We start from the raw sequence: 25,680 nt of genomic DNA, 5'->3' as shown, positions 1-25,680 counted from the left end.
CAGATTGGGGGAGCCGTTCGTTTTCCTCTCATCATTCCAATTTCACCAGAGGACATTATTGCAATCCTCCCCTGCTGGGCGGCGCGCCGCGCCGCCAGAAAATTTCAGTTTCAATAGTCAGCTCGTATTGGTCGTATTCGCTCGCCCAGGCGTCTGCAATCCGCGCCTTGATGGCCGCCAGGCGCGCGTCCACCAGATCCGGGTTTTCGTTTTCCGCCAGATAGGCCAGGCGCAGTACCGAGGGCGCTTCACTCAGTTTTTCCAGCAGCAGGTCGACGCGGGAGTGCCACTGCGGACGCAGTTCGGTTGTGCCGGGTTCAAACACCGCCTCGGCCATATCCAGGCGCACCACCCGGTGCAGGCTGGCACCGAAGTTGATCTTGACCGCTTTACCGCGTGTCGCGCGCACCACGCGCGGGTTTTCCGTGGTCAGGCGGTAGCCGCTGGGCAGGCTGCGGTCGTCCAGTTTCATAATGAAATTGGAGCCACGATTTTCGTCCGGTACTACCGCGCAGGTGATATGGAAACGACCGTAGGCATCGGTGGTGGCATTCAGGCCCGTGGCAGTGACAACCCGCGCACCGGGTACACCGCCCTCTCCCGGATCCTGATAGCCGTTCATATTTTTGTCGTCGTAGACCTTGCCAATCACATCCGTGCAATCGAAGGTTGGGTCCGGCACCACGCGCACCGTGGCGGATGCCTCGGCGGATGCTACTTGGCCGGACAGCTGGTTGAACATGCGCGCGCGGTTCACATACTCGCCTTCGCTGACACCGGAGCCGACCACCAGCAACAGTTTCATTTCCCGGGTCTGCTCCGCTTCTACGCGCAGGTCCGACCAAATCAGCTGCAGTCCGTTCACTTCCGGCTCCAGCGGTTCCCCGTCGAGACGCGCGGAGCCGGAGACGTATTTGAAGCCGGCGGGGAAGAAGTCCACCAGTTGCAGGTCTGTCATGGGCACTGGCAGGGTATTGCCGAAAGTGATTGTGTAGGGCACCAGCTGGGCGCGAGTCACGTTCAACAGCGCCGCCGTTTTAGTAATCGTCAGCGCACCTTCCAGCTGCGGGTCCACCGGAATATGGTTATTAAACAGCTGGCTTTCACCCGGAATCCGGTCGTCGTCCAGAGTCAGGCGCAGGTAATAATCAGTAGCCTCGTCGCGCGCATCGATATCCACTGGCGGCGGCAATTCGGAGAGTTGCACTTCGCAGTGCTCAGCGGTGCCGGGGATTTTGTCCGCGCTGCTGCCGAGGCAAGCCGCCACATCAAAGCCGGCGGTATCCGCACTTGTCTGCGCTGGAATAATCTGCGACGGCCCACTGACAAAGTCGTCACCCGGCGCCTGTACCTGTATCAGATAGTCGGAATGGGCGGGACAGGCGGGATCACTAAAGTTGATATCGAATTTGTAGTAACCGCCGGGCAGGCTCACCTGGTTCTGTTGTTTTTCGTCGTCGAAGCAGCGTGCCGGCAGCGCTTGGCCACTGGAGGCGCGCAGCATCGTCAGGGTGGCGCCGGCCAGGGGCTGGCGCAGCACCGAGTCGTAGACGGTGCCGTTGGGCGTAATCGGCAGATTCAGGTTCTGCGGGTTGGCGCCAGACTCCAAGAAAATTGCGCTGATATGTTGCGGCCCGTCGGTGTAATCCGAGCTGGTGTTACCGAGAGATGCGGTATTTTCACCGGCATCCGGCGCGGTGAACCGCAGCTCGTAGCTGGCACCATCCACAGCATCCATTTCCATGTAATTGGGCACCAGGCCCTGGAATTGGAAATACCCCTGATCGTCACTCTGCACCGTCTCCAACAAGGCGTTGTTGAAGTACAAATCCACGGTCCAGTTGCTCAACAGCGATTCGTCCGCATCCAGGCGCTCGTTGAAGTTCACATCGTGCCAGAGGTAACCGCTCACATTGGCGATACCGGGCGTGCCGCCCACATCGATGGCGACACTGGCCTGGTTGTACATGGGGGGATCATTCCAGCGCACCTCGGCGGTGTTCAGCACCCGGTAACCGATCTCCAGGTCTTCCGAGAGCTTCGCCTGGAAGCGCAGGGTAGCCATTTCATTGGGTTGCAGCTCGCCGTAGAGCGCGGAGTAGTCCGCGCTAATTACCGTATCGACCACGGTAATTCCGTCCGCCTGGCCGTTCAGCTGCGCAGAGTCCTCCACATAAGTGAGCACATTCTCACCCGCCACCAGCAGGTCGTCGGTAATAACCACATAGGTGGCGGGCACAGCGCTGATATTGGTGACGGTAATCAGATATTCGAGTATGGCGCCCGCCTCCGCGGCGCCGCCGCCGACCACAGCGACTTCCTTAGTGATCGCCAGTTGCTGCGCATCGCCCACCACCACAAGGGTGGGCTGGGCGCCGTTGGCCGGGTTGCCGTCGGCGTCGGTCAGGGTCAGCGGCAGCTCCTCGCTGTAGACACTGCCCTGGTTGCTGATGATGGTTCCCCGCGGCGTATCGGCATTCACCATCACGTCGAAGGTGACCGTCGCTGTCTGCATGGACGTAATCACGCCCTCATCGGCACCGGGCAGTGGCGGTGTGAGGTCGGCGGAGGAAATGGGCAGGCCGGCATCTAAGCGCGACATACCACCGGCGTTATCCGCCACCACCATGCCGTTAAGGGTGGTGCTGCCGGCCACGTAGGTGGTGTTGGCGGGGATGGGGTCGGTCAGGGCAACCCTGGTGGCGTCCACCCCGCCCATATTGGTAACCGCAATGGTGTAACGCAGTACATCACCGGGATCGACAACACCCGCGGACAAGTTATCTTCGACGATTTCCACGGTTTTAAGGGCGATCAGCAGCGGCAGGTCGCCGACGATGTCGATCGTGGGGTCATTGGGCGTATCGGTGGACGGATCGTCTGAGGGCACTTCATCAAAAGCGCCGCTGCCGGCACCGGCGCCATTCACATAGCCCTGGTTGGAAATCACCGTGCCGTCGTTGACATCGTTGATGGTGACATCAAACGTAACGACAACCGGCGCCGCACCTGCGGCCGTTGCACCGACAAAACCTTCCTCCGCTCCCGGGGAATTAATCGACATTCCCGCCGCCAGGGGCGTGCTGCCATTGACATCGTCCACCATCGCACCGTTCAGGGTGGTGGAACCAGGCACGTAGGTGGTATTGGCCGGCACCTGGTCACGCAGCATGGCATCGACAATATTTTCATTGCCGGTATTTTCCACGCGGATGGTGTAGCGCAATGTATCGCCGGCCAGCAACAAGTCGGGGTCGCCTGTGAGATCCGCGGAAGTTTTCTCGACTACCAGTAGCGGAGCCGATTCAATGAGAATCTGTGTCGGGTCTTCATCGCCGACGGTGTCCGGATCATCGGCACCGTTGATATTTGGATCGTCACTATATTGCAGCGCCTGGCCGGGCAGCTGTACCTGAGCCTGGTTCAGCACGGTGGTGCCGCTGTCGATTACAGCCGCTAAAGTAACTTCATAGATAATTTCCAGGGTCTCGCCCGCGGCCAGTGACAAGCCGCTGACATTCAACAGCCCGCTACCATGCGTTCCCCCCATGGCATCGGTGCCGCTGGTGTCGGCCCCCATCGGAACCGAAACAATCTGCAATGTGCCGGATTCGTACAGCGGCAAGGCATTCAAGCGCCCCAACTCATCGGTAATCTCGATATTCTCGACATCCAGATCGTTCAGGTTGGTCAACGTCAGGGTGTACTGCAATTGGTCGCCGGGCGCCGCCGTGGCCGCCGGAGTCAGACCACTGGTCAGGTTTGCCACCGCTTTGTGGAAGGAAATCCTGGGGACTTCCGCCGTCAAGGTATAGGCGTCTTCGTGGTCTTCCACCGAAGGCGTACCATCCGGCGGGTCATTGGTAAAGCCCGGGTCATAAACACGCGCGCCGGTCTGTGTGCTCTCCAGACTGTACCAGAGGGTTGCGCCCGCCACATTGGTCAGGGACGCGTTGTGCTCGGTATCCGCATCCAGGTAAGCGTCGTAGCTGATGCGCAAATGGTGCTCGGGCAGCAGTACGGCGTTGGCACCGCTGCCGGTCAGGGTAAGGGTACAGTTGTCGGCATCGAAAACGGCGCTGTAGTCCGTGGACTCCGCCAGTACACTCAATACGGTACCGCCGGCATCGACAATTTCTACTGCGGCGATTTGCGGCGGCGTCTGACAGAGACCGCCCTGGTCGGTATCGGGCAAGAGATCGACAACCGTAATATCCCAGGCTTCACCGCCGCCTTCGTTGCGCAGGTCCAACACAAAGCGGCCGGGCACACCGGATTGCAGCGTGCCACCGTCGGGTCCCTGCTTGTCCATGATCAACTTGGGCTCGACGATGGTAAGTTCAACGGAATTGCCGCCGCCGACAACCGTATTGCCGCCTTCGCTATAGCTGTAGTCGGCGCTGTTGACGATAACGGTACCGTCCACGGCGTTATCCACGTCGGCCACCCGCGCCACAATTTCCAGCTCGGCACTGGTACCCGCGGTAATCACACCGATATCAAAAGTGAGATCCGTGGGGCTGGCCGGTGTAATAGGTGCACCATTCAAAGTAGCGCTCTCGAACACCATGATGTCACCGAGGCCGTCGAGTGTGTCGGTAACCACCACATCGGTGAGCGAGGAAGTTGGCACCGGCGTCTGCGGAATGGTGATGCGGTAACGCACTTCTTCGCCAATGGTCGCCGTGCCGTCATCGGGGGAAATCAGTTCTTTGAGCAGCGGGCCGGCATTTGCCTCCGCGGTGGTCATCACAAAGGGCGCCGCTTCGGGTAGTGCCGCGTATTGGCGGCCGGAAGCATCCGGCTGCGACCAGTGCTGGTTGATTGTGAAGGTATTGTCCCAGGTTTCGCCGCCGCCGACTTCGGACTGAAAACCGATGTCGTAATCAATGTACAGACACTGACCCGGCGCAACAGGTCTGCTCACTTGGAACAGCATGTCCTCACCGGGATTTTGCGGCGCGGTATAGGTGTAATCGGTCCCGTCAACCAGCGGCTCCAGGTTGGTGCCGTCGAAAAGGTAAAGCGCGAGATTTTCGATGGAGGTCTGATCCATCTGCGGCGCCAGGTCGTCGGTCAATTCAATACCGTATGCGGGGGCTCCACCGCTGTTGCAGGCTTGCAGGCGGAACTGCATAACGTCGTTTATCAAATCGACAACGGTATAGGGGTTGGGCTTGCCGCCCCTTTCCGATTTCACCAGTGGGTCGAACACCGGCTGCAGTACAGTAATGGCCGCTTCGTCCTGAAGATCTGTCGGCGTGGGGTGGCCGTCGGAGCCGACATAACTCAGCAGCGCCCGGTTGCGCAATTCGATACTGGCATCCCCGGCGAGCGCGGGATCATCGACGACTCTGGCAATGTACTGAATTTCAAACGGTGCCGGATTATCGCGCTCCACATCGCCGAAACGCCATTCCACGGTACCGGTCGCCGGCAGTGTCGGCAGTGTCACCGACGAGCAGGTGTAGCCGTCATCACAGCTGGTGCTGACTATTGTTTCCAGTACCAGTCCGGCGGGCAGCTCGTCGGTCACTACCAGCTCCTGCGTCATTCCCGGCTGCAGCCCTAACTGCAGGCTGTAGGTCACCGTATCGCCGATGCGAACACTGGCGTCGTTTTCCGGATCGTAGCTGTCGGAGACCACCGTTTTTGTCAGGAAGGTATTGTCTTCAGTGACAATAGAGGCTTCGCCATAGGTGCAGTAATCATTTCGGCCACTGGCAACACCGCCGGCGTTGCCGATACAGTCACTGTCATCGCGCTCGTACGGCTGGGTGGGGTCCGTTTGATTCTGAGAAGTCCAGCCGACCAGCACGCTGTTTTCGATTACACCACCGAATGCGCCCTGCACGCTGGCCTCGTAAGTCAGCGTAACGGCGCAACCGAGTGGCAGATCCAGGCTATCATCGCCCCGGATGCGGCCCCAGGCCACGGAACCGTCCGGCTGTGTCTGTGGCTGCAATTGGAAACTGTCCACGGCCGCACAACCTGCGCCCTGCAGCGTCAGGTTGATGGAGCCAGTATCCAGCACCAGCTCGGGCGCCAGGCTGTCGACAATACTCAGGTCATAAGCTGCGCTATTGGACGCCTCGTGGCTGATTTCCAGGGTGTAAACCAGCGTGTCCCCCCCCTGGGCATTGACGTTGCCATTTTTATTGGCGACTGTTTTTGCAACTTTTAGGCGCGGTTCGGCTGCGGTGACAGGGGCGGTCGCCGGCGGCTGAAGCTGCTCGGTGCTGCCATCCTGGCCATTGGTGTATTCCAGAGTTGCGCGGTTACTGAGCTCGTCACCGTCATCTGTCGCGTCGTCATTATTGATCCGCGCCCAATAGCGGATGCGAATCTGTGGATTCTTGTCGTTCGCGGCGCTGTCGTCCTCACTGGCGGTATCGACAGTGCCAATATTCCAGATAACCGTATCGGCGCTGTCATTTGCCGGCACGCCCAATAGCGAACAGCCGGAATCAATGGCCGGGGCACTGACCGGGCCAGCACCGCTATCGATTGCCTCTATGTCCCGATACTCGCACTCGAGGGGGAAGTTTGCATCAGCGGTATTGAGTACATAACTCACCGTGCCATTGTTGAGGTTATCTGTAACCTCCACGCCACTGGTAATGCCTTCCGGCAAATCAATGACCAATTCAAAGCGACGGTGCGATCCAATCGTACGGGATTCCGGGCTGTTGTCCGCGGTAATATCGGCCTTTGTAAACTGCAGCCCCCATACCGTAGTGGAGTCCTGCGCATCGGTTTCGTAGTCATTGACATCCCCGGCGACACCCGGAAGATCACCGATACGCATCCCGTCTTCCGCGCCATTGTCACCGATCAGCCCGCTCGCGTTGAGGGCAATATCATTGCCCGGCAGCGACTGCCAGCGTGCTTCGATGGTGTTCATCAGCTCTTCGTGCGGCGCCACAGTGACACCAGGCTCTTCCGTTTCGCCGACGACGCGCACCTTGTAACTGAAAGTCACTGAGCCGCCCACAGGAATGGCGTAGGGGGCCGCGGTGTCATTGCGATTCCAGCGGAAGATGGGCGCGTTCGTATCCCCATCCAGGAAATCGACAACATCTACACCGACTTCACTGCCCTCGACATAGCGGTATTTGGTTCCGCGCAAATCGTTAAGCACCCGCAGATCGTAGGCGGTGGCGCTGGTTGCGGAGTCCGGGTTGGTGGCAGTGACGGTGACGGTGACTATGTCATCGGCATCGACTTCTTCGACGGAGAATTCCTTGGTCAGCTCTATGCGCGGGCCGCGCACGTTCAGGCTGATCGGATCGAAATTCGCTGGCTGTTGCAGGTTGCCCGCGGCGTCCTCGTAAGTCATCTGCGCGACACCGCCCGGGTTGGTCAGCGTGGCGCCATGCGCGGTGATGCTGTTGTTTTCTACCCTGGCCACAAAGGTCAGGGTAATGGGGAAGAGGCCGTCGAAGTCTCCGTATTTGCTGGTGTCATAGTCGAGCAGATACTGGTCGCCATAGCGCCACTCCACAATATTGCCGCTGCAAGTGGTCCCCTCTTTTGGCGTCGTGGGACCGTCACCGGTGTACCAGTTGGCATCCGGATCCAGAGCGCTAAGGTCTACTTCTTCCACTTCCACGCAACGGAGTCCATCCGGAAGTTCGTCGCGGAAGGTGAGATTCCGCAAACGTGCGGCAGGTACTGTGCCGACCAGACGGAAGCGCACTTCCTCACCCACAACCACATCAACACGGTCATCAGGACCGACTATTGGCCCCAAAGCCATATCCGGATCAGTGGCAATACCGGCGTTGTAAGTGGAAGTTTCCACCACCGCCTTGGGCTCTGAGTCCACCCCGATAATGGTCATGCGGGCCGCGTCGGAACCGCAGTAGTCGCTACCGTCGACACAATAGATACGCGCACCACCGTGGGCGCGGTTATCCGCACGCGGCGGTACACTGCCGTCCGCCCCCGGGTGGTTGACGTTTTCAATACGCGGCGCGGTTTGATTTCCCGCTTCTGCACTCAAACTGTCGTAGCGGAAAATATTAGCGGTGTTGTCGAACATCTGATTCGGCACCACCGTGCGGTGCGGGGTGACCCGGTAAAAGAGTTCAACACTATCGCCAGCATCGATTTGCTTGAGCGCATCCGAGTGATCGTAAGAGAAAGTGATGTACGCGGACTCACCATTTTCCTTACAGTGAATATCCGCATCGGGATTACTCGGGTCATACTGGTAATTATTGGCACCGATATTGTCGATACCGACCAGGCCGAAATCCCCTTCCGGCGTATTGTTCAAGTCATCCCGATCAAAAGGCCAAACACAGATCTGCGGGCTATCGAGAATATCGGTAATCACCACATCATAGGCGGGCGCGGCTGTAGGGCCGTCTTCCTGACGGTTTTCTACCGTGATACGGTAAACGAAGTCATCGAACTTACTGCCGCGGACATTTTCGTCTTCCCAAACACAAGCGCTGAGATTCTCCCCGGCCTGGGTGAAATTACAAACTTCCTTGGTGATATGCAGTTTGGGTTCAGTGATTGTCAGCTGAGCAGTCCAGTCCTGCCACTGTGGATAACCGGGATAATCTGGATTACATGCCTGGCCCGCACCGAATTGCGGATTTTCCCAGTCATCCCCTGATTTGTAGCAGACGCTTTTACCACCGGAGCCATCGTTAGCAACAACCTCGCTAAAAATCTCACCCCCATCGTTATCTGCGTAAGTAACCTGGAAGCTCGTGCGCCCGTAGTCAACACTCTTACCGCCGTGTTGGTTGGGGCTGCTAACCTGGTCCTCCTGCTCGTTGCGCAGACGGGTGGTCATATTGGCCAGGAACCAGTAATCCTTGCTGGTTACTTGTGTACCGCCAAATGTCCAGCTCAGGCTGTTGGCCGGGCCCTCTTCCAGAGGCGCGGACGGAGAAAACCCGCTCGGGGTTATGACACCTCGGCACACAGAGCTGGGGGAATGAGGCAGACCGCTGGTGGAACAGACGTCGCTGATTTCCTCTTTGCGGATATAGTGCTGGCGCCCGGTGTTGCTGTCGTCACCACCAGCGTGCAGCGGAAGGGCATCCGCCACAGCGATGGAGTCAACCGTAATATTCCAACCGGGAGTTTCAAAACCGAACCAGCCGCCGGCATAAAGATCAAAGTCACACTCTTCGCCAACCAAAATATGTGGAGGGCTGTTTCTGCCGTCGCCATCGCTGCCACCGCGATTCGGCGCTTCTTTACAGGACCCAGGTACATAGCGCTTGAGCAGGTTGAAACCCAGTGCCCTGCCGCGCACAGCGTCCAGGGTATAGTTATTGGCCAGCTGCTGGGAGGGGGTGGTGCCGTCAACGCCATTCAGGTTGGCTGGTGTGGGATAAACCAGCGCTTCGCCGCTGCTGGCCCAGTCGCTTTCCTGACCGGGCTCCGCAAGCGTAATCTGCCCGATCACGTCCGCGCGCATGGTCAGGTCATCGCCCACGTTGTGATTTTTACTCAGCCAAAATTCTAACGTTTCACTGGCCCCACCGGCGAGATCGCCGACATCACAGGCGTAAACTTTGGCACTATTAGGCAGGGGATTGCCATCGCTATTTGGATTCCCATCATTCCACCACGCGGGGGTGTTCCACAGGGGTACCTGACTACCGCTCAGGTAGGGCGGGTTTGTGGTTTGCGCACATTGTGCCGGGGCACTGTCCACATTGATGGTTTCACCAAAGGTAACGTAGAACAGATAATCACTGGCCGTATGGCCGCCGCTGTTCCAAATATTGACCCTAACCGGTGTCGAGCCCTCATCGCGAATAATATAGAGCGGGTCGGGAATACTTACATTGAGGTTTTCCGGATCGGGGGTAAATTCCTGCACCGCCTCCGGAATATCGTCGTGTTCATAGCCATTAGTGGCACAGAAATCGCCCCAGCGTACTTTCAACCGGTTGGTCAGTGTGCCCATGGCCGGAGGATCGATTCTGGAGTAGTCCGGGTCCTCACCGCTTTCATCCTGGTTATCCAGATTCGCCATGCGGTCGTAATAAGTCAGCGACTCATTCTGGTTGACCTGAATAATGCGGAAGGTAATAGTGACTTCATCGCCATGGCGAAGCAGATCCACCTGATCGGGATCGCCATTGGCCATGGTACCCAGACTGTTGTTATCGGATGTCAGGCGAAACACCGGTGCTTTCAGCCGGGCGTCCGATAAATAGCTCTGATTTCCCGCGACTGGAGTAACCCGGTTGACCCAATCCAAACGAGACACGCGTCCCGCATAGGCTTGGTAGTTACCGCGGAATGAGGAGATTTCAAACTGGGGCTCGAAATTGGGATCGAGAATATATTCATCCGGCAGTGTGTCGGTGAGTACGACCTTATTAATGGTGCCACCAGTCAGGTTCTGCAGGGTAATACGCACCATACCGCGCATTCCCACCGGTTCCGACTCGCCGTGCAGCCCGAAAAACTCCACATCGTAATTGAGCCGACCTTCATTGTTCAGTCCCTGAATACCGCGATTCAGATTTGGCTCTGACAGCACGCCAAAACGGGCGCTGTTATCGGAATAATTCGGCAATCCGTTCTCAACACCGGCACTGATATCACCGGGATTATTAATGCGGGGGCCACTGCTCCCATTGCGGAAACAGCCCCACTCCACGCCGTCAAAAGTGTTGACCTGACCGGTACAGGAATTACGCAAATAGCCCGCCAGATACAGCGTTACACTGCTACCGGCGGCGATGGAATTGCCATAACCAAAGTCCGAAAGAAGGCGGCCCGAAAGAGAATCCCCACTGATCGCATAACAGCTAGTAAGCGAGCTGGGATTCGCCCCGTTGGCCACCTGTTCGGCATCCGCTTCAGTCCGGCACAGTGCAACCATATCCATATTGGCGGCACCGGAAGGGTTCATAGTGTCATCAAAGATAACGTCGTACATCGGCGCATCGCCGCCGTTGCGAACGATTATCCGCCAGATAATGCCGTCATCCTCATGACCGTAAACAACATCCCCACTTGGACTCGCCGAATTGGAAAAAAAGCCCCTCGGCATACCCGCGTCCACATTGCGCACCGCTTTGCGCACAACGGGGCCAGGTTCCTTAATTGGCAGCTCATCGGTAAAATTTTCCGACTCGGAAGACGGACTGCCACTCCCGGGCAGAGCTTCCCAATCCCCCCAATCATTAGACCAGCCACCTTCACTATCCCGATACTCTTCTCCGGAACAATTGCCGTAAGTGTAAGTTGCACTGGCCGCAATCTGCCGCGAGATAGCGACTAGTTGCTCCTGCGCGCCGGCAATGGGACTCAGTGTGACGGTTCTATCCGTCCAGGCACCGCGAGGCAGGGAGCTGATATTCCAGGTCACAGATCCGGGCGTATAAACCTGGTCCAGTTGTCCCAGATCCAGAGTGACCTGCACATTGCTGAAATCGCGGTTCTCGTTGCGGTACTGTCGGCTACCAGTGTTTCCAGGTTGTGCCTGGGTATTATTGGCAATGCGCAGAGTCACCTCGCCGCCGGCGCAAAGCTCACAGTAACTGCTAGACAGTAACGTTATGTCCAGATCCGGTTGCGGACACAACTGTTGCGCTGTGGCATTTACAGGCGACAACAGAAACCCTATAAAGGCGAAAAAGCAACAAAAAAGTGCTCTTTTCAAGAATTTCCGCCCGCTTGCATCCGACATAATCGCCACTTATAAGCCGCCACTCTAACCATCGAAATTTCCAACCGCGGCGCACACGGCACCACCACCGGATAAATCACCCGGCGAGCGAAATTTATTGGTTGTGCGCTTTAACAGCCGTGAAGCAGATCAAAATTAGTGTTCGGGCAGGGATTTTTTTTCTGGTTTGCCAAGTGGTTCTCAGGCGAAGTTGAGGTAGTTTCTTAAGGATTGCCTGCCTATTTCGCCACTTCGCGATAAAGCGACGTTGAAGCCCAGTGAGCTGCCCGGGCTATAGGTGCCCTGCCCCTCCGGCTTACGGGTAGAGGGGCAGGTACAGGCGGCATTATGCTGCCGGCAGGAAGTCGATCGGATAGAGGATGGTGATTGTCGGCACCCCTTCCTTGGCACCAAAATTAAACCGCTTCACCCTCGCAACGATTTTCGCATCCAGGCTCGGCGAATCCATATCGCTGGAGGCAACTTCGACCAGCGACACAGAGCCGTCCGGCTCGATGGTGATCTTCAGGACCATCTTCCCTTGCAGGGCCGGATTCTCGCGCAACTCGCGGTTGTAAATGCGGTAGAGCGAGGCCTTGTAACGGTCGAAGACAATCTGAATTTCCTCGTCTGTCCGGGAAGGTCCCACACCGTCACTAAGCGGCCGGTCTTCACCCGCAAAATCTCCCTCGGTTCCGATAGAGCTCTCCACCCGGGAGAAGGCCACTCCGGCGAGCGCAGTGCCCGTACCGCCGGCGTTGCGGCTGATTTCGGCGGTGTTGATACCGCCACTGCCAGCCGTCGCCGCCGCAGTGATAAGTGAGCGCTGACTGCGGTTTTCCTTTTTACCCGCGGTACTGAGTTGCGTCTGGGGACCGAGGCGGTTGTCGAGATCATCCTCGATAAGATCCTGGAAGTTATCCTTGAACGCCAGAACACCGGCGCGCTCGGCCCGTTTGCGGGCCTCTTTCTTCTCAGCCTTGGTCGGTTTCGGATCCTGCTGCGCAACCTCCTGCTTGGGCTCAGGCTTTTTCTTCTTCTCTTCAACCTTGGGTTTTAGCTTCTCCGGCTCCGGCGGCTTGGGCTTGGTTTTCTTTTCTATCACCAGCTTGGCCAGACGCTCGGGGATTTCCACAATTTCATCATTTTCCGGCTCCGGCAGCTTCCACAGCGGAACCAGATAGCCGAGCAGCAAAGCCACAAACAGCGAAGCCAAAACACAGCGGCGGAAGCGCCGTTCATCTTCGCCCTGGGTGTGCCAGGGCATCTGCATCGGGCGGAATGCCGGCGCTTCGTACTCCCGGGTTATCTCGAATTCGAACTGGGCCTCTTCCTCTTCGCGCCGCAGGTTTTCGGCGCGCTCATCCAGTTCACAGAGCTCGTCTTCGCAAATCTCGATTTCATCGGACACCCGCCTGCGCTGCTCCTGCAGCTGTTCGAGGCTGGAATTGTAGTTGCCGATCGTTTGACGAGCGCGGCAGAGGATTTTTTCAGCCGTCTCCCCGCTGCAATCATCCGCCCAGAAAAGCGCACCGGCGCCAGCGGCTTCCAGCTGATCGAGCCGGTCACAAATTTCTCCGAGCAGTTGGTGTTTCGCACCCTCTCCGCGCAGAGCTTCCAGTTGGGCGTCGATACACTGGCGCTCCTCCTCGAGCGCCAGTATTCGCTGGCGAACTATCTGTAGTTCGTCACTGACCGCCTGTTGCTGTTGAGAAAAATTGCTCACAAACTTCCGTTAACCTTGCGATGCTTTCTGAATAACCGCCAGAGAGACCTTCGTGTACCCCGCCTCAGTACAGCTGGACATCACCTTTTTCAGCAGACTGAAGGGTATTGTTCTATCCGCGAGAATATTGACTTCCGGTGGCCGCTGCTTGACCGCCTCATCACCGGCAGCCTCCTCATCGCCGGCCTGAGCGACCAGCAGTGCCTTGTTCAGCTCAGCGATCATCGCCTGCTTAATGGCCTCGATGACGGTTTCCTCGCTGTTAATCACCTCTTCAGTGGCGATCACTGAATTGGACTCAACCAATATCTCCTCGTCTGTCACCATTAAAGTGACGGTTTCACGCGGTTTGGTTTCCACCACGGAGTCCGGCAGGGTGATGACTTTCGGCGGCTCCAGGGCTTCATTGCTGGAGGTATTGGTCAGCAAAAAGAACACCAAAATCGTGAACACATCCATCAGGGATGTGAGATTCATCCCGGAGGTTTTCTTGCGCCGGTGGCTCCGGGCCATGCGCTTCATGCGTCGACTTTCGTGTCTCACGGCGCATCTCCTATGGATATATCCGGGAATAAAACCACATGCTCCACTGCTTCCAGATCGTCCGGATCGGCCCCCTCTTCCCGCACATCGACGCCGCGCACAGCGTCCATCACGCCGACGAGGTGCTCGTATGCAATATCCGGCTCCATCAGCAATATGGAATCGGTTTTATCGGGATAGCTGCCCTTGATCTGCAGTAGAAACTGGCTCAGTTTTTTCAGATCGTAGACTTCCTCCGTAGGCGGCACGACAAGAGCCTCCTCACCCTGGAGGGGCTGGTCGATCTGATCCTGCTGCACGTCTTCCGCGGTCTCATCCCCGGCATTCAGATTCGGGAAACGGGCGATAACCTTCTCTCCATCGCTGATTTCCAGTGCTTCCTTGCGCACCACCACTTCCACCGTAACAGTGGGGTCATCCGGTGCACCACCACCCGCACCGGCGGGCATATCCAGCTCCAAAATGGTGACCCGCGAGAAAACCGCGGAAACCAGCAGGAAAGGCACCAGCACCACCATCAGATTGAGGAAGGCAGTGATGTCCAGCTCCGGAGCTTCTTTGTTTCTGCCTTGGTGCCGTCTTCTCATCAGGCTTTTTCCATTTGCTGGTCTTCAGGGGCTGCCTCCGGCGCAACCTCTTCACTTTCCGCGTCCGCAGTCGCTTCGTCCCCCTTTTCGGCAGTCTCAACCGGAGCGGCCTCGGCCTGGAAGCGCCGACGGGTGGACGCAGAAATGTGGTTGAGTGCTTTTACCGATACCATTTCCAGGCTGTCGACAATTTCTCCTGTCAGAGAGTTGAGAAAGGCGTGCACAATCAGCAGAGGAATACCGGTCATCAATCCAAAGGCCGTGGTATTCATCGCCACCGAAATACTGGCCGACAACAAATCCGCCTTCTCGGCCGGATTGGCGTTGGCAACCGCGGTAAATGCTTCGATCAACCCCATGATGGTTCCCAGCAGGCCGAGCAGGGTGGCAATGTTGGAGAAGAGCGCTACATAGGGGGTGCGCTTTTCCAGCTGAGGAATAATTTCCATCATGCTCTCTTCCATCGCGATCTCGATATCTTCGCGACGACGCACCGTACCCTGGCGAGCCAGCCCCATGGCAAGTACCTTGCTCACACTGGAATCATCCTGCTTAACCAGATTGCGTGCGCGGTCGAAATCGCCGGAAGCCAGAACCGGTTGCAGCTTGTCCCACATGGCGCGATTGGTATGGCGCTCATAGACAAGACGGATATAGCGCTCTGTCGCCACCGCGACCCCCAGAGCCGCCACCACCAGGATGGGGTACATGAAAGTTCCCCCTGTCTGGAAAAAGGCGATTACGCTGTTAAAAAAGTCCATTACAAACCCTCTTTATAAAGACCGCAGTAGTTTTTGTTGATGACCAAGTAACCTTTAAGTTATCCACAGGGCGCATTCGCCAGTGAGACGACTTATCCAAAAGCGCTCGAGAACGCTCCTTTCACTGTGCGGGACTCCGCTCTGTATATGATGCTTTAGAAATGTTCAGCCCATTATCCGCGCTTCTTACCCGGTGCAGAGTTGCGTGTGCCTAAAACGGCAAAGTGAGCAAACGCTCACTGATTACCGACCCGGGTCAAGCGTCGGCTTCAGTCTTCCGTCAGGCTAAGCTCGTAGAATTCCAGCTCGCGCGTAAAGACTTCCTTGTCCAAAGGCTTGAGCTTGTCATCCATAAGACTGGACACCAACTCGCTCTCCACGCCCACCTCGGAATTTTTCCAGGGCACTATGTAGAGCGACTTCGGTGCTTCTTTGTTGCCAATAATTGAGATTCCGGATAGCTCCTTGACCTCTGTATCCACCTTTTTTTCTTCCGCGCAGAGAAAAGCAGGGAAGCACAAAAGCGCAATCAGCAGCCTTTTCACGGCCTTACCTCACAGTTTCCGGTCTCTGGCACGCGTTTATTTTTTCGCCCGCCGTTTTAAATCCGCCACCCAGATAGCCACTTCTTTGTCTTCCGGCGACAGACTCAGGTACTTTTCGAATTGTGCCAGAGCACACTGGATATCTTGCTGATAGAGATCACACAAAATGCCCAGATTTTTAATCAGAGGAAGATAATCCGGGTTTTCCGCCAGTGCGTCGGTATAAATTTTCCGCGCTTCGGTGAACCGGCCTTGCTTGCGATAGAGAACCGCAAGCTCATTTGCAGTCACAGGATGGGTCGAGTCCAGATCACGCGCCTGTAGCAAAGCCTCTTCTGCATGTTTTTCATCGCCATTTTTGTAGTAAGCAATAGCGAGATTAATGTAAGGGGCCGGCAGGCGCTTTTCGCGCTCGATTACAGACTGGAGCAGTTCAATCGCGGCCGCGTAGTTCTCCTCCCGCAGGTACTCTAAAGAGCGTTCAAAATCGCGGTTGACACTGCCCGAAACCCGCACTGTTGAATAATCAGACACCTTCCCGCCTGCCGTGGGCGTGCCGGCACAGGAAGCGAGTAAAAGCGTGATCATCAAGCTCGCCAGGGCCAGTAATGTTTTGTCACCTAGAAACATAAACGCTCTTTTCTCTACCGCGAATCTCCGCCGGATAGAGTATTTCCTTTTCATTTTGTCACCAGTTGAGGCGCATCGGGCAATTCATCTCCACGGACCAAGCGCAAGGGTCGGCAAAGCAATTCGCGCCCCCCTAACCTTCTCTTCCGGAATCCGCCATATCTGCACTGGCCTGTTCTTGCGCCGGAGGAAGAGGGACTATGCTTTCCATGTATTGCCCAGCTTCCTCCGCGCGCGCGTAGCGCGCCGGGACGAGAGAAGCGAGCTTGCCGATACTCTTATCAATCCAGCGGTTGTAGATACCAGCACCAAGCAACTCAACATTTTTCTCGTGCACCGAAATCGCTTTTTCCTCGAAGGGGAATATCTGTTCCTCCAGTGCCAGTTCGTACTCCTCCAGCTCCAGCGCACTCAGATTGGTCGGACGTTCGGATTCCTTGAGGGCCTGACTAAAGTGGAAATAGATCTCTGCCAAGTAGTAGGTCGCCGCAGCAGTTACATCCGCCACCCGGTAGTCAATCAGATCCGTATAGGCGCTAACCGCGGCTTTCATGCGCTGGCGTTTTTCCTTCATGTTGCGCTCCAAAGGAGATACCAGCTTAATTTGCGTAAAGGCTTCGAACTTCGGTTGTGCGAGCTGCAGAGCCGCGTTTCCTGCCAGAAAACGGGTGCGGTCGTTGCGTTCATCGCCACCGCGCAGCTCAATTCGCACAATTTCCCGCAGCTCATCCATATAACGCTTCTGGCTGTCAGTGGCTTTATAGATGTCCGCGATCTTTTGTCGCGTTTCCAGAGCCGGCTCCATGGGGCTTGGGAAGAGTTTGACGTAACGGCGCAGCACGGTGAGGGCTTTGTCATTTGCCTCGGCGGCGCTGTAGAGATCCGCCGCTTGCGTCAGCGCCTCGCGGCGAACATCATCGTCCTCGGACTCCCTTTCTATGCGCTCAAACTCCTCCGCTGCCAGCAGCAGCTCACCGCTTTCCTGGTACACCACGGCGAGCTTCTTGGTCACCTCCTTAGCGAGCTCATGTTCGGGGAAGTTGCGGCGGAAGCTGTTTAACACCGTCGCGGCCTGAGTCCAGTCTTGCAGCACGATAAGAGACGCTGCCGCATCGTATTCCGCTGTGGCCAGCAGGCTGGCAGTCGGCGCCGCCTCGCGGATACGCAAGAAGTGCTGTGCCGCCGCGGCGTGATCTTCCTGTTTCCTAGCCAAATCACCCTGCTGGTAAATTGAAGCGGCCAAATTGTCCACCAGACCAGCCCGATCATCGGCATCCTCCGCGGTTAGAGCCAGCGCTTGGCCATAGGCGTCTTCAGCCTCTACATAAGCTTCGGTATCAAAGCTCGCGTGGGCGACCATCATCCAGGCAGAACGCCGTATATCCTGCTCTGCAGTCGGGAATTTTTCCAATAACAGGCGACCATTTTCGATCGTCTTTGAAAAATCCTTTAAGCCATACAGTTCTTCCACGGCGCCTACCATAATCCTCGGTGCCTTTTCATGCTCCGGGAAGGTATCCGCGAATGTCAACGATGAACGGATAATTTCTCGCAACAGCGGCGCCCGCTGCTCATTTGGGGCATCCTTAAAGTTATTGGAAAGGTGTTCGCGGTAAGCGTAAACGGCCGCGTAGCCGGCTTCACTGGAATCCTTGTGTGCCGGATATTGGTAAGCGGTACGCTCATACTCCAGTGCGGCGGCGTGAAAATCGCGATTTTCCAGCATCAAACCGGCGAGCTGATAGTTGATCTCTGGTGCGCGCGGTTTATCACTGAAGGACTTCAGGTAACTGCGGTACCAGTGTATCGCCTCCTGATAATTCTCCCCTTTCTTGTCCTTCAATTTTTTATTTTGATAGGCAGCGTGATAATGGCTGGCTAGATCAATCAGGTTGCTTTGCAGGAATTCAACCACCGGGCCGTATTCATTAATATCAAATACAGTCCAGTACTGCGCGTCCAGTGCATAGGTTGTAGCGAACTCTTTCTTGGCTTCCAATACCAGCTTGGGAAAGCCGCCTTTCTTATAGATTTCGATTACGCGGATAGAGAAGTCCGCTGAGACTTTATGCAGCGGATTGCGCTCAACAAATACATTGTAAGATTTGGCAGCATCCTGGTAGCGCCGTTTGTCCAGATAATACTCACCCAGACCACTGTATATCAGCGGTTCATACTCCCGAGTCCCCTTGCGGGAGAAATAGTCCACTACCGAATCGGGGCCGCCCAGGTAGGAAAAACTCAGGCTGATAACGCGAAATGTGTCTTCGACATGTTTGCGCTCGACCTCGTTGGTCTGCTGCTCAAAATCGTAGCCCTGGGACACCTTATAGTCGAGCATGGCAATGTAGTCATTCAATGCCATCTCGTACATTTCCTGTTTAAACAATGCCCAACCGCGCTTGTACAGGGCCAGTTCGTAAAAACTGGAAGTCTCCCCTATACCGATGACTTTGCCGTAAGCATCCTCGGCGTCCAGGTATTTTTTTCGGGTGAAATAGTACTCTCCCAAGCGGAACCATGACTCATCGATATGGCGGGAATTCGGATACGTGGCTACGAGCTTGCGCAAGACTTCCACCGCAGCCTCAATCTGCCCAGTTTCCTCATAGGCACGAGATAACTGGTACATAACCTGGTCGTTGCGTTCATAAAAGGGGTACTTGACCAGCAGCTCACGGTAAATATCGATAGCCTCGCGGGCATTGGCGGAAAGCAAAGCATCGCTGCTTGAACCCGGCAAATCCGCAACACTGGAATGCGCAGCAATATTCACTCCGGCAGTGGCACGCGCTTCGAACTCCGCATCCGATTCCCGATCAACGCGCGTCGTATCGGATTCTGGGGCCGCGGCCACAGCCTCAACGGGTTTACCCGCTGCCGGCGCATCCAGTCGCACCTCAGAGGCCCGGGAGTCCGCACCAGAGGCCACTGCAGTATCACTGCCCGCAGCTCTGTCCACTAACGCATCTTCAGCGCGGTGCGCCTGTTTGATTTTCAGGTCGGCAATACGCCGCATCGCTTCTGGAGTCAGACTGGTTTCGGGCGTTTCCTGCAGATACCGCTGGTAGGCGGCCAGCGCCTTTTCCAGGCTACCGTCGATATATTCCTCTTTTATTTCGATATCGACATCGTGCAGGCTGCCGATGGTTTTGCCGCTGTTTACAGCACAGGCATTTAGCAGCAGTGCCGCGGAAGCTACTGTGGTCACCTGTACAAGACGGCGATAACCATAAAAACGTTTATGGAAAATCACTGATCGCCTCCTTCACTCGCAGGTGCCTGTAATTCCTGCGGTGTATCCTGGGGTATCAGCTCCGCTTGTTTTGCGCGGTATTGCTCAATCTTGCGCTGATCAGCACGCTGCTCCTGCAATTCATTGGCGCGGTCATAGCTATCCGCCAGCGCAAACCGGGCCTTGATCTGATAGCCCTCCAATTGTGAGCGACGGCGTTCCAATTCGTTGACTGCCAGTGATTCGAGCATTTTCCCCTGACGGGCCATCAGAGTTTCCAGCCGGCTCTGGGCGTTTAGAAGTTGTTCCCGCAAAGTGTGAATTTTGCCGTTATAACCGGTATAACTTTGAGTGGCGGCCTGCCGGCTGCGCACATAGGACTGGTACACCGTCTGCAGTTTCGCTATCTCCACATTCAGCTCCTGCAGGTGCTTGTAGGCGTCGGTCAGCCTGTCATCGTACTCTGTAGCGAGGCGCCAGTTGAGAACCCCCTCAAGCCGAGCAATACGCGCTTCAACTTCCTCACTATAGTGACGAGGGCCTGCGGCCAGCAATTCGCGCATACTCTGCAACCGCAAGCGCGCGTACTGCTCGTCGGCATTGGCTAAGTATTCCGGGCGGCGGGTAACCAACATCTGATCAATTCGGCGTTGGAACTTATCTCTCTGTTCCATGCGCAGGTGGATTCGCGCATCCAGCTCGCGAAACTTCCGATCAAGATCCGGCAAAAGCGGTTCGTAATAAGCACGGCGCAACTCGATAATATCTTCGTAGGCGCTGAGACTTTTTAGCCATTCCTTGTTGCGCTCAAACAGGTCATTCAGGTCCCGGTAGTTGCGCAGAAAATTCTGGTAGTCGTTGGAAGCCATCAGGTCGAGCAGATAGTGAGTCTCCGGCGCATCTGGCAGTTGCCGCAAAGCCACTACCCAATTCTTTACCTGCGTGGCCTCCTTGCGGCGCAAAGCCTCGAGAAATTTACCCGCGCGGACGCTGTCAATGGAGGCGCTCAGAGTATCGATTTCATTACCAAAGACCTCCAGAGCGCGGCCGTAGTTGATTGCCGCTGTACTGTGAACATCCAATTTGCCGTAGGCATAGGGCACAGCGAGCATAGCTTCCTGTACCGCTTCATCGGTGACTCTACGCTCCTGTAGCAATTTCCAAGGGACCAGTGCACGGTCATAGCGGCCGGCCCGCGCCTCCACCCAACCCGCACCGAGCAGGGCGCGGTTGGAGAATGGACCTTCCAGATTCACTCGATCAAAATAAGTTCTCGCTAGAGCGAGCTGATCGGCCTCCACCAGATACGTGCCGAGAAGTAAATTGGTTTTGTCGTAAAGCGCTTGTTTTTCCGGGTCCGAACTTCTATTTTTACCCAGCGCCGCCAACTCCAAAACGCCGCGCTCTTCCTCACCGGATTTAAGTAACGCAATTCCCAGGTTGTACTGCACAAATCCATCCAGCGATTTTTCGCCTTTCAGATCGCGCAACAGCTCCACCGCATCCTCAAAACGGCCGAGTTCCATATACACGCGCGCGCGCAAAAACTGCTCGTCGGCACGCACTCGCTCCGGCACTCGGCCATCGATCATCTCAAGGGCGTGCAACGCATTCAGCGGCTGCTGTTTGTGGTAGTGGATTTTTGCCAGCCGGTAGGCAGCTTCATTGCGTACGGGCTGCGGCACATCACCTTTCAACACGGCCTCGATGGCACGGCCCGCCTCGAGGTGCATGCGATAAGAAAGTTCGAGGTCGCCCACCGAAAACTCCGCCTGCCCCAAGTGCGCGGTAAAGGGGTCTAATTCTGGCTCGTCCAGCTGGCGGTACTGGTCGAGTTCCGTATCCAGGCCAACAATCGCATCAAAGTAATTCCCCTGATAGGCCTGAAACATGGCCGCACCGAAGAAGAGATCTTTGAGCTCCTCTCTCTCACTCTCCGCAGCAGCACTACCGCACAGCAGGACGGCCACAACCGCCCGCAGCGCCATCATGGCCCAGCATGGAAAAGATGCCTGTCGGGGAAACATGATTTACCAGTCCTTGAAGTTAATCGCGGACTCGTTGCCGGCAATCCTGATCTCGACAAATTTCGGCCCCACTTCCTTATCTACCTGATAACTGGCACTGGCCTTCACTTCCTTGCCCGACTGAACTTTGCCGATAAAAGTTACCTCCAACGGGTAACTACCTGTCTGCACATTGCCGGTGTAGATTTTCTGTACACCACCTTTTTGCAACGCTTCAATTTCGCGAAAAGTATAGAGATGATGGGCAACTATCTCGTTATTAAGCTTTAACTCAACAGCCTCTAAGTCAAAAGGCTGAAGGTCTGCCAGGGAAACAAAAAACGAGACCTGCGTATTGGATGGAAAGAGAAGCTTTTCTTCCAATTGTGTCAGTTCGGCAGTCAAATCTATTACATCTTTTTTGACGCCTTGAATCTGCTCATCAAGCCCGCGAATATCCTCGCGACTCACATCCTGTGCATTTGCTGCACACACAAGCAGCAATATTGTTAACTGTAGAATTCTAATCATATTGCCCACCTTTGATTCTACCTCTAACAATGAGCACCGGTGAGACCGCTAGCGGCCGCCTTTGGACACCTGAAATAGGGAGGTTTCAATGGGCAGGATTGTATTGCAACCAAGCACAGCCAGATGTGAGACAGGTCAAATCTCAGGCATCCAGACACAGCGGTTTCCAAATGGAGAGGATATATGCACAGGCAGCGCGTGATACACTACAGATCCTGGTCCCGTGTACACCTACCACCCCTTAAAAGCGATTGGGAGCACTGTGTCTTCGCAGCGAAGCCGAAACCTCTCTTCGCCCCAAAACGCGCCCTTTAACCAGGGTCACACTTCGATTGTGCACTGCACTAAAACCAGAAGCATCGCGAAATCAAATGTGCCTTTTTAACTCTTTTGCACACAGGAAGGCGCCAAATACTGTAGGCGAACTCGATACTTCCGGCAATGAAAGATCATGTATTTATCTTGGCAGGTCTAAAATATGAACAATATCATAAAGGTGCCCCAAAACCATGCAACCACCCTTTTTTCAGCGCGCCCCCAGCCTCTCTAGGGGCTGTGAGCCGCTCTGTCATCCTGAGTGTTGGAAATCTCTGTTAATTCGAATGAATACTGCAGTTGATTCCAGGGCGCCCTAGCTTTGCTTAAAGATCACGTAAAGGAGCCAGAATCTCTATTACTTTGTCTTCGTTAATTCGTTTGAATTTGATATTACTACCCAGAGTAATTTCTTTGATGCTGGCATAAAATTTAACCGGATCCAGCTTCGCTATCGCATCCTCCATACTCAGACCGACTCCCCCAAGGACAGCAACCCAGGGATCTTCATCTCCCCTCAGGGTCAACAAAATCTGCTGCCGATCAAAAGGATCCAGTGCCGGCGGCATATTTAAAAGATAATAATGTGCAGCACTGCCGGCCCCCACAGCCAGGTCCAGCTTCCCCTTACGATTAAAAATAACGCAGCACGGACTTTCCACTCTTCCGTTGTCGAGCGTAAATTTAAACTGATTCGCCGCAAACTGAATAGGCTCTTTGCCGAGGTGGTTATCCACAACTACCACTGCCCCCCCTCTAACACCAATTCCCACGATAAGATTTACGCCATCTTTGCTGTAAGCCCAATACTCTTTAGCAGCAGCACTCGCGGACACAAAGAAAAGCACCCCAATAAGGATCAAATTGCGCATAGTAACCTTTCCTTATAATCAGTAATTACGGTTTTATTTTCACCTGTCATTAGCCCCCCAAGACTAAAGATAAGCAGCTTTTTACCAGACTTACCCAGCCTCTTGGGAAAAGTAAATTGCCGAATATCCCTGGCAATCAATAGCCCCACTCTCAGTACACAGCCTCTTCTTCAGAAACAACGATACAATCCAGCCTACTACAAACACTCTGCCACAAAACAACGCCCCAAAATCACATTTGCTGCTTGTTGCACAAACACAATATCGCTTATACAGCCTACCTTCTGCATTGACAGAATATCTGCAAGTATCGCGGACATACATTAGAGCCCCTAAGATGATCGCATTGATATCCGCAACATTCTTAGCATTTCGAGACAAAAGGGAGCCAGGTCAGCAAGCATTGCTTCTCTGACAGCTGACTTCTAGAGAGCCTCTGATTAATTCATTTCCTGGTGGCAGAAGCTCTTCGGCGGCGGATGTGAAGCCCAGGCAATAGAAACCACCGGATACAAGGCGGTATCCGGCGGAGCTACAGGGAAGCTCTTGTGCGTTTTCGAAATATCCGTCCTGCTGCCTGAGCGCCTCGGAACCTACCATTGTGTTCACACGAATTAACCAGAGGCTCCCTAGGTTACCTCCAACTAACTCATATTAGCGCTACAGCTGTCTCCGTGGTGCCCGCCCCCTGGACCTGCAACAACCAGAAAACAATAGTCTAATGGGCAGAATGAAATAGCGAGCCCCAGATACGCGAAAGCCCCGCAAAGCGGGGCCTTCAGAGTGTTGCCGAAATTAACCGGCACTTTGTGATGGTGCCCAGGGCGGGACTTGAACCCGCACGACCATAGGCCACTACCCCCTCAAGATAGCGTGTCTACCAATTCCACCACCTGGGCAAAAACTGAAATTCTGTTACTGCTGTTCCTCACTCTCGGCCGGAACCTTCTCGGATTCCACTTCCGGCACTTCTGGAAGCTCATCGGCCTCCGGCTGCGCGTCCAGCTGCGGAATATCACTGGGGATATCACTCTCAAGCTCCGGCAACTCACCCGGCTGCTCAATAGCCTGAGGCACCTGAGGCAGGTCCGCGTCTATATTCGCTTCAGCACTCTGCTTGGCCAGTACCGCCAAGCCGAGGCTGGTGACAAAAAATATCGTAGCCATAATGGCGGTAAGACGGGAGAAGAAATTACCGCTACCCTGGCTGCCGAAAACCGTTGCCGAAGCGCCAGCACCGAAAGAAGCGCCGGCCTCCGCACCCTTGCCCTGCTGCAGCAGAATCAGGCCGATAATGCTGAGCGCGGTCAGGATGTGTACAACTAAAACCAATTTTTCCATTGTATGGAAACTCTCTGTCTGGGTTCCGCAAACCCGCCATTCAGTGTCTTAGGTTCCGCCGGCCAGGTCAATCCGCCGCGCGGCAAATTTTGGCAAATTCTTCCGCCTTCAACGAGGCTCCGCCCACCAGAGCTCCGTCGATGTCCACCTGGGTGAACAGTGACTCGGCATTATCCGCCTTCACACTGCCGCCATACAAAATTCGCACCGTGGCACCGGCATCGCCCAGGCGCCCGCGAATAAAACGGTGCACTTCCTGGGCCTGTTCCGGCGTGGCTGTCACGCCGGTACCTATGGCCCACACCGGCTCATAGGCGATGACCGAGCACTTCCAGCCGTCGCTACCGGCTACTTCCGCAACCGCCTGTAACTGCCTACCGATCACCTCCAGCGTGCGCCCTTCTTCCCGCTCTTGCCGGGATTCACCCACGCAGAGAATCGGTGTCAGGCCGGCAGTTTGTGCGGCAACAAACTTGCGTGCTACCTGTTCGCTGCTTTCACCATAGAGGCTGCGGCGTTCCGAGTGCCCCACTATCGCGTAGCGGACACCCCAGTCCAGTAACATGGAAGCCGATACTTCGCCGGTAAAAGCCCCGGAGACTTCTTCGCTGAGGTTCTGCGCCCCCAGCGCCACCATTTCCCCGGCTTTTTCCGCCACCAGGGGCAGATAGGGGAAGGGTGGGCAGACCACCACTTCGCAACTTGCGCCGTCGAGGTTGAGCGCCGAGAAAAACTGCTCGGCAAACTCGCGGCTGCCATTCATTTTCCAGTTAGCTGCTACCAGCGGTATGCGCATGTGTGCTCCTTCAAGGGGCGCAAATCTTAGCGATATTGCCGGGGAATGTAAATGCGAAATGATGGATATTGATAAATCCAACCGCACCTACTGTCAGCGAGGGTATGGCAGGCTTCGCCAGTCAAGGCCTAGCACC

At 55.7% G+C, this 25,680-nt stretch carries 13 protein-coding genes and 1 tRNA gene; all 14 read right to left on the bottom strand.

Annotated elements, in window-relative coordinates; genetic code table 11:
- Positions 1 to 55: 55 nt before the first annotated feature.
- The 14 genes from A3224_RS03880 to tpiA all read right to left on the bottom strand — a co-directional run bounded on the left by A3224_RS03880 (position 56) and on the right by tpiA (position 25,544).
- Entirely contained in the window at positions 56 to 11,602 is an 11,547-nt protein-coding gene (locus tag A3224_RS03880) for a DUF11 domain-containing protein (protein ID WP_156481419.1), read from the bottom strand.
- A 400-nt stretch (positions 11,603 to 12,002) separates the two neighbouring features.
- The gene (locus tag A3224_RS03875; RefSeq protein WP_067151749.1) at positions 12,003 to 13,382 is read right to left on the bottom strand and encodes an AgmX/PglI C-terminal domain-containing protein; all 1,380 of its coding nucleotides are present in this window, start codon (positions 13,380 to 13,382) and stop codon (positions 12,003 to 12,005) included.
- A gap of 9 nt (positions 13,383 to 13,391) precedes the next feature.
- Positions 13,392 to 13,925: an ExbD/TolR family protein gene (locus tag A3224_RS03870; RefSeq protein WP_231902452.1), complete on the bottom strand. Its 534-nt coding sequence runs from the start codon at positions 13,923 to 13,925 to the stop codon at positions 13,392 to 13,394.
- The gene (locus A3224_RS03865; RefSeq protein ID WP_067151744.1) at positions 13,922 to 14,512 is read right to left on the bottom strand and encodes an ExbD/TolR family protein; all 591 of its coding nucleotides are present in this window, start codon (positions 14,510 to 14,512) and stop codon (positions 13,922 to 13,924) included. The genes A3224_RS03870 and A3224_RS03865 overlap by 4 nt, the downstream gene beginning before the upstream one ends.
- Positions 14,512 to 15,273: a MotA/TolQ/ExbB proton channel family protein gene (locus A3224_RS03860; RefSeq protein WP_067151742.1), complete on the bottom strand. Its 762-nt coding sequence runs from the start codon at positions 15,271 to 15,273 to the stop codon at positions 14,512 to 14,514. The genes A3224_RS03865 and A3224_RS03860 overlap by 1 nt, the downstream gene beginning before the upstream one ends.
- Positions 15,274 to 15,542: 269 nt before the next feature.
- A complete protein-coding gene (locus A3224_RS03855; protein WP_067151740.1) occupies positions 15,543 to 15,818 on the bottom strand; it encodes a hypothetical protein in 276 nt (91 codons plus the stop codon).
- 36 nt (positions 15,819 to 15,854) lie between these two features.
- Positions 15,855 to 16,448 carry a tetratricopeptide repeat protein gene (locus A3224_RS03850; protein ID WP_067151737.1) on the bottom strand — a complete coding sequence of 198 codons (594 nt, stop codon included), beginning with the start codon at positions 16,446 to 16,448 and terminating at the stop codon, positions 15,855 to 15,857.
- Between the two features lie 133 nt (positions 16,449 to 16,581).
- Positions 16,582 to 19,704 (bottom strand): tetratricopeptide repeat protein, encoded by a 3,123-nt coding sequence (locus A3224_RS03845; RefSeq protein ID WP_067151734.1) that lies wholly within the window; start codon positions 19,702 to 19,704, stop codon positions 16,582 to 16,584.
- Positions 19,701 to 21,710 (bottom strand): tetratricopeptide repeat protein, encoded by a 2,010-nt coding sequence (locus A3224_RS03840; protein WP_074903576.1) that lies wholly within the window; start codon positions 21,708 to 21,710, stop codon positions 19,701 to 19,703. Before A3224_RS03840 ends, A3224_RS03845 begins: the two co-directional genes overlap by 4 nt.
- Positions 21,711 to 21,713: 3 nt before the next feature.
- Positions 21,714 to 22,220, bottom strand: a complete 507-nt coding sequence (locus tag A3224_RS03835) for a hypothetical protein (protein WP_067157393.1) — start codon at positions 22,218 to 22,220, stop codon at positions 21,714 to 21,716.
- A 641-nt stretch (positions 22,221 to 22,861) separates the two neighbouring features.
- The gene (locus A3224_RS03830) at positions 22,862 to 23,407 is read right to left on the bottom strand and encodes a hypothetical protein (protein WP_067151732.1); all 546 of its coding nucleotides are present in this window, start codon (positions 23,405 to 23,407) and stop codon (positions 22,862 to 22,864) included.
- A gap of 813 nt (positions 23,408 to 24,220) precedes the next feature.
- A tRNA-Leu gene (locus A3224_RS03825) sits at positions 24,221 to 24,306 on the bottom strand.
- A 16-nt stretch (positions 24,307 to 24,322) separates the two neighbouring features.
- A complete protein-coding gene (gene secG, locus A3224_RS03820; RefSeq protein ID WP_067151729.1) occupies positions 24,323 to 24,748 on the bottom strand; it encodes a preprotein translocase subunit SecG in 426 nt (141 codons plus the stop codon).
- 67 nt (positions 24,749 to 24,815) lie between these two features.
- Positions 24,816 to 25,544, bottom strand: a complete 729-nt coding sequence (tpiA, locus tag A3224_RS03815) for a triose-phosphate isomerase (protein WP_067151726.1) — start codon at positions 25,542 to 25,544, stop codon at positions 24,816 to 24,818.
- Positions 25,545 to 25,680 lie beyond the last annotated feature (136 nt).

The sequence above is a fragment of the Microbulbifer thermotolerans genome (assembly GCF_001617625.1).
GTDB classification, from domain to species: Bacteria; Pseudomonadota; Gammaproteobacteria; order Pseudomonadales; family Cellvibrionaceae; genus Microbulbifer; species Microbulbifer thermotolerans.
Note: the sequence above shows the minus strand (reverse complement) of the source record. Positions and strands in the feature narration are given on the sequence as shown.

What these genes read in the sequence shown, in the direction of transcription:
- A3224_RS03840 (WP_074903576.1), bottom strand. Translation starts at nt 21,710, where the DNA reads ATGTTTCCCCGACAGGCATCTTTTCCATGCTGGGCCATGATGGCGCTG.
- secG (WP_067151729.1), bottom strand. Translation starts at nt 24,748, where the DNA reads ATGGAAAAATTGGTTTTAGTTGTACACATCCTGACCGCGCTCAGCATT.
- A3224_RS03835 (WP_067157393.1), bottom strand. Translation starts at nt 22,220, where the DNA reads ATGATTAGAATTCTACAGTTAACAATATTGCTGCTTGTGTGTGCAGCA.
- A3224_RS03865 (WP_067151744.1), bottom strand. Translation starts at nt 14,512, where the DNA reads ATGAGAAGACGGCACCAAGGCAGAAACAAAGAAGCTCCGGAGCTGGAC.
- tpiA (WP_067151726.1), bottom strand. Translation starts at nt 25,544, where the DNA reads ATGCGCATACCGCTGGTAGCAGCTAACTGGAAAATGAATGGCAGCCGC.
- A3224_RS03860 (WP_067151742.1), bottom strand. Translation starts at nt 15,273, where the DNA reads ATGGACTTTTTTAACAGCGTAATCGCCTTTTTCCAGACAGGGGGAACT.
- A3224_RS03850 (WP_067151737.1), bottom strand. Translation starts at nt 16,448, where the DNA reads ATGTTTCTAGGTGACAAAACATTACTGGCCCTGGCGAGCTTGATGATC.
- A3224_RS03830 (WP_067151732.1), bottom strand. Translation starts at nt 23,407, where the DNA reads ATGCGCAATTTGATCCTTATTGGGGTGCTTTTCTTTGTGTCCGCGAGT.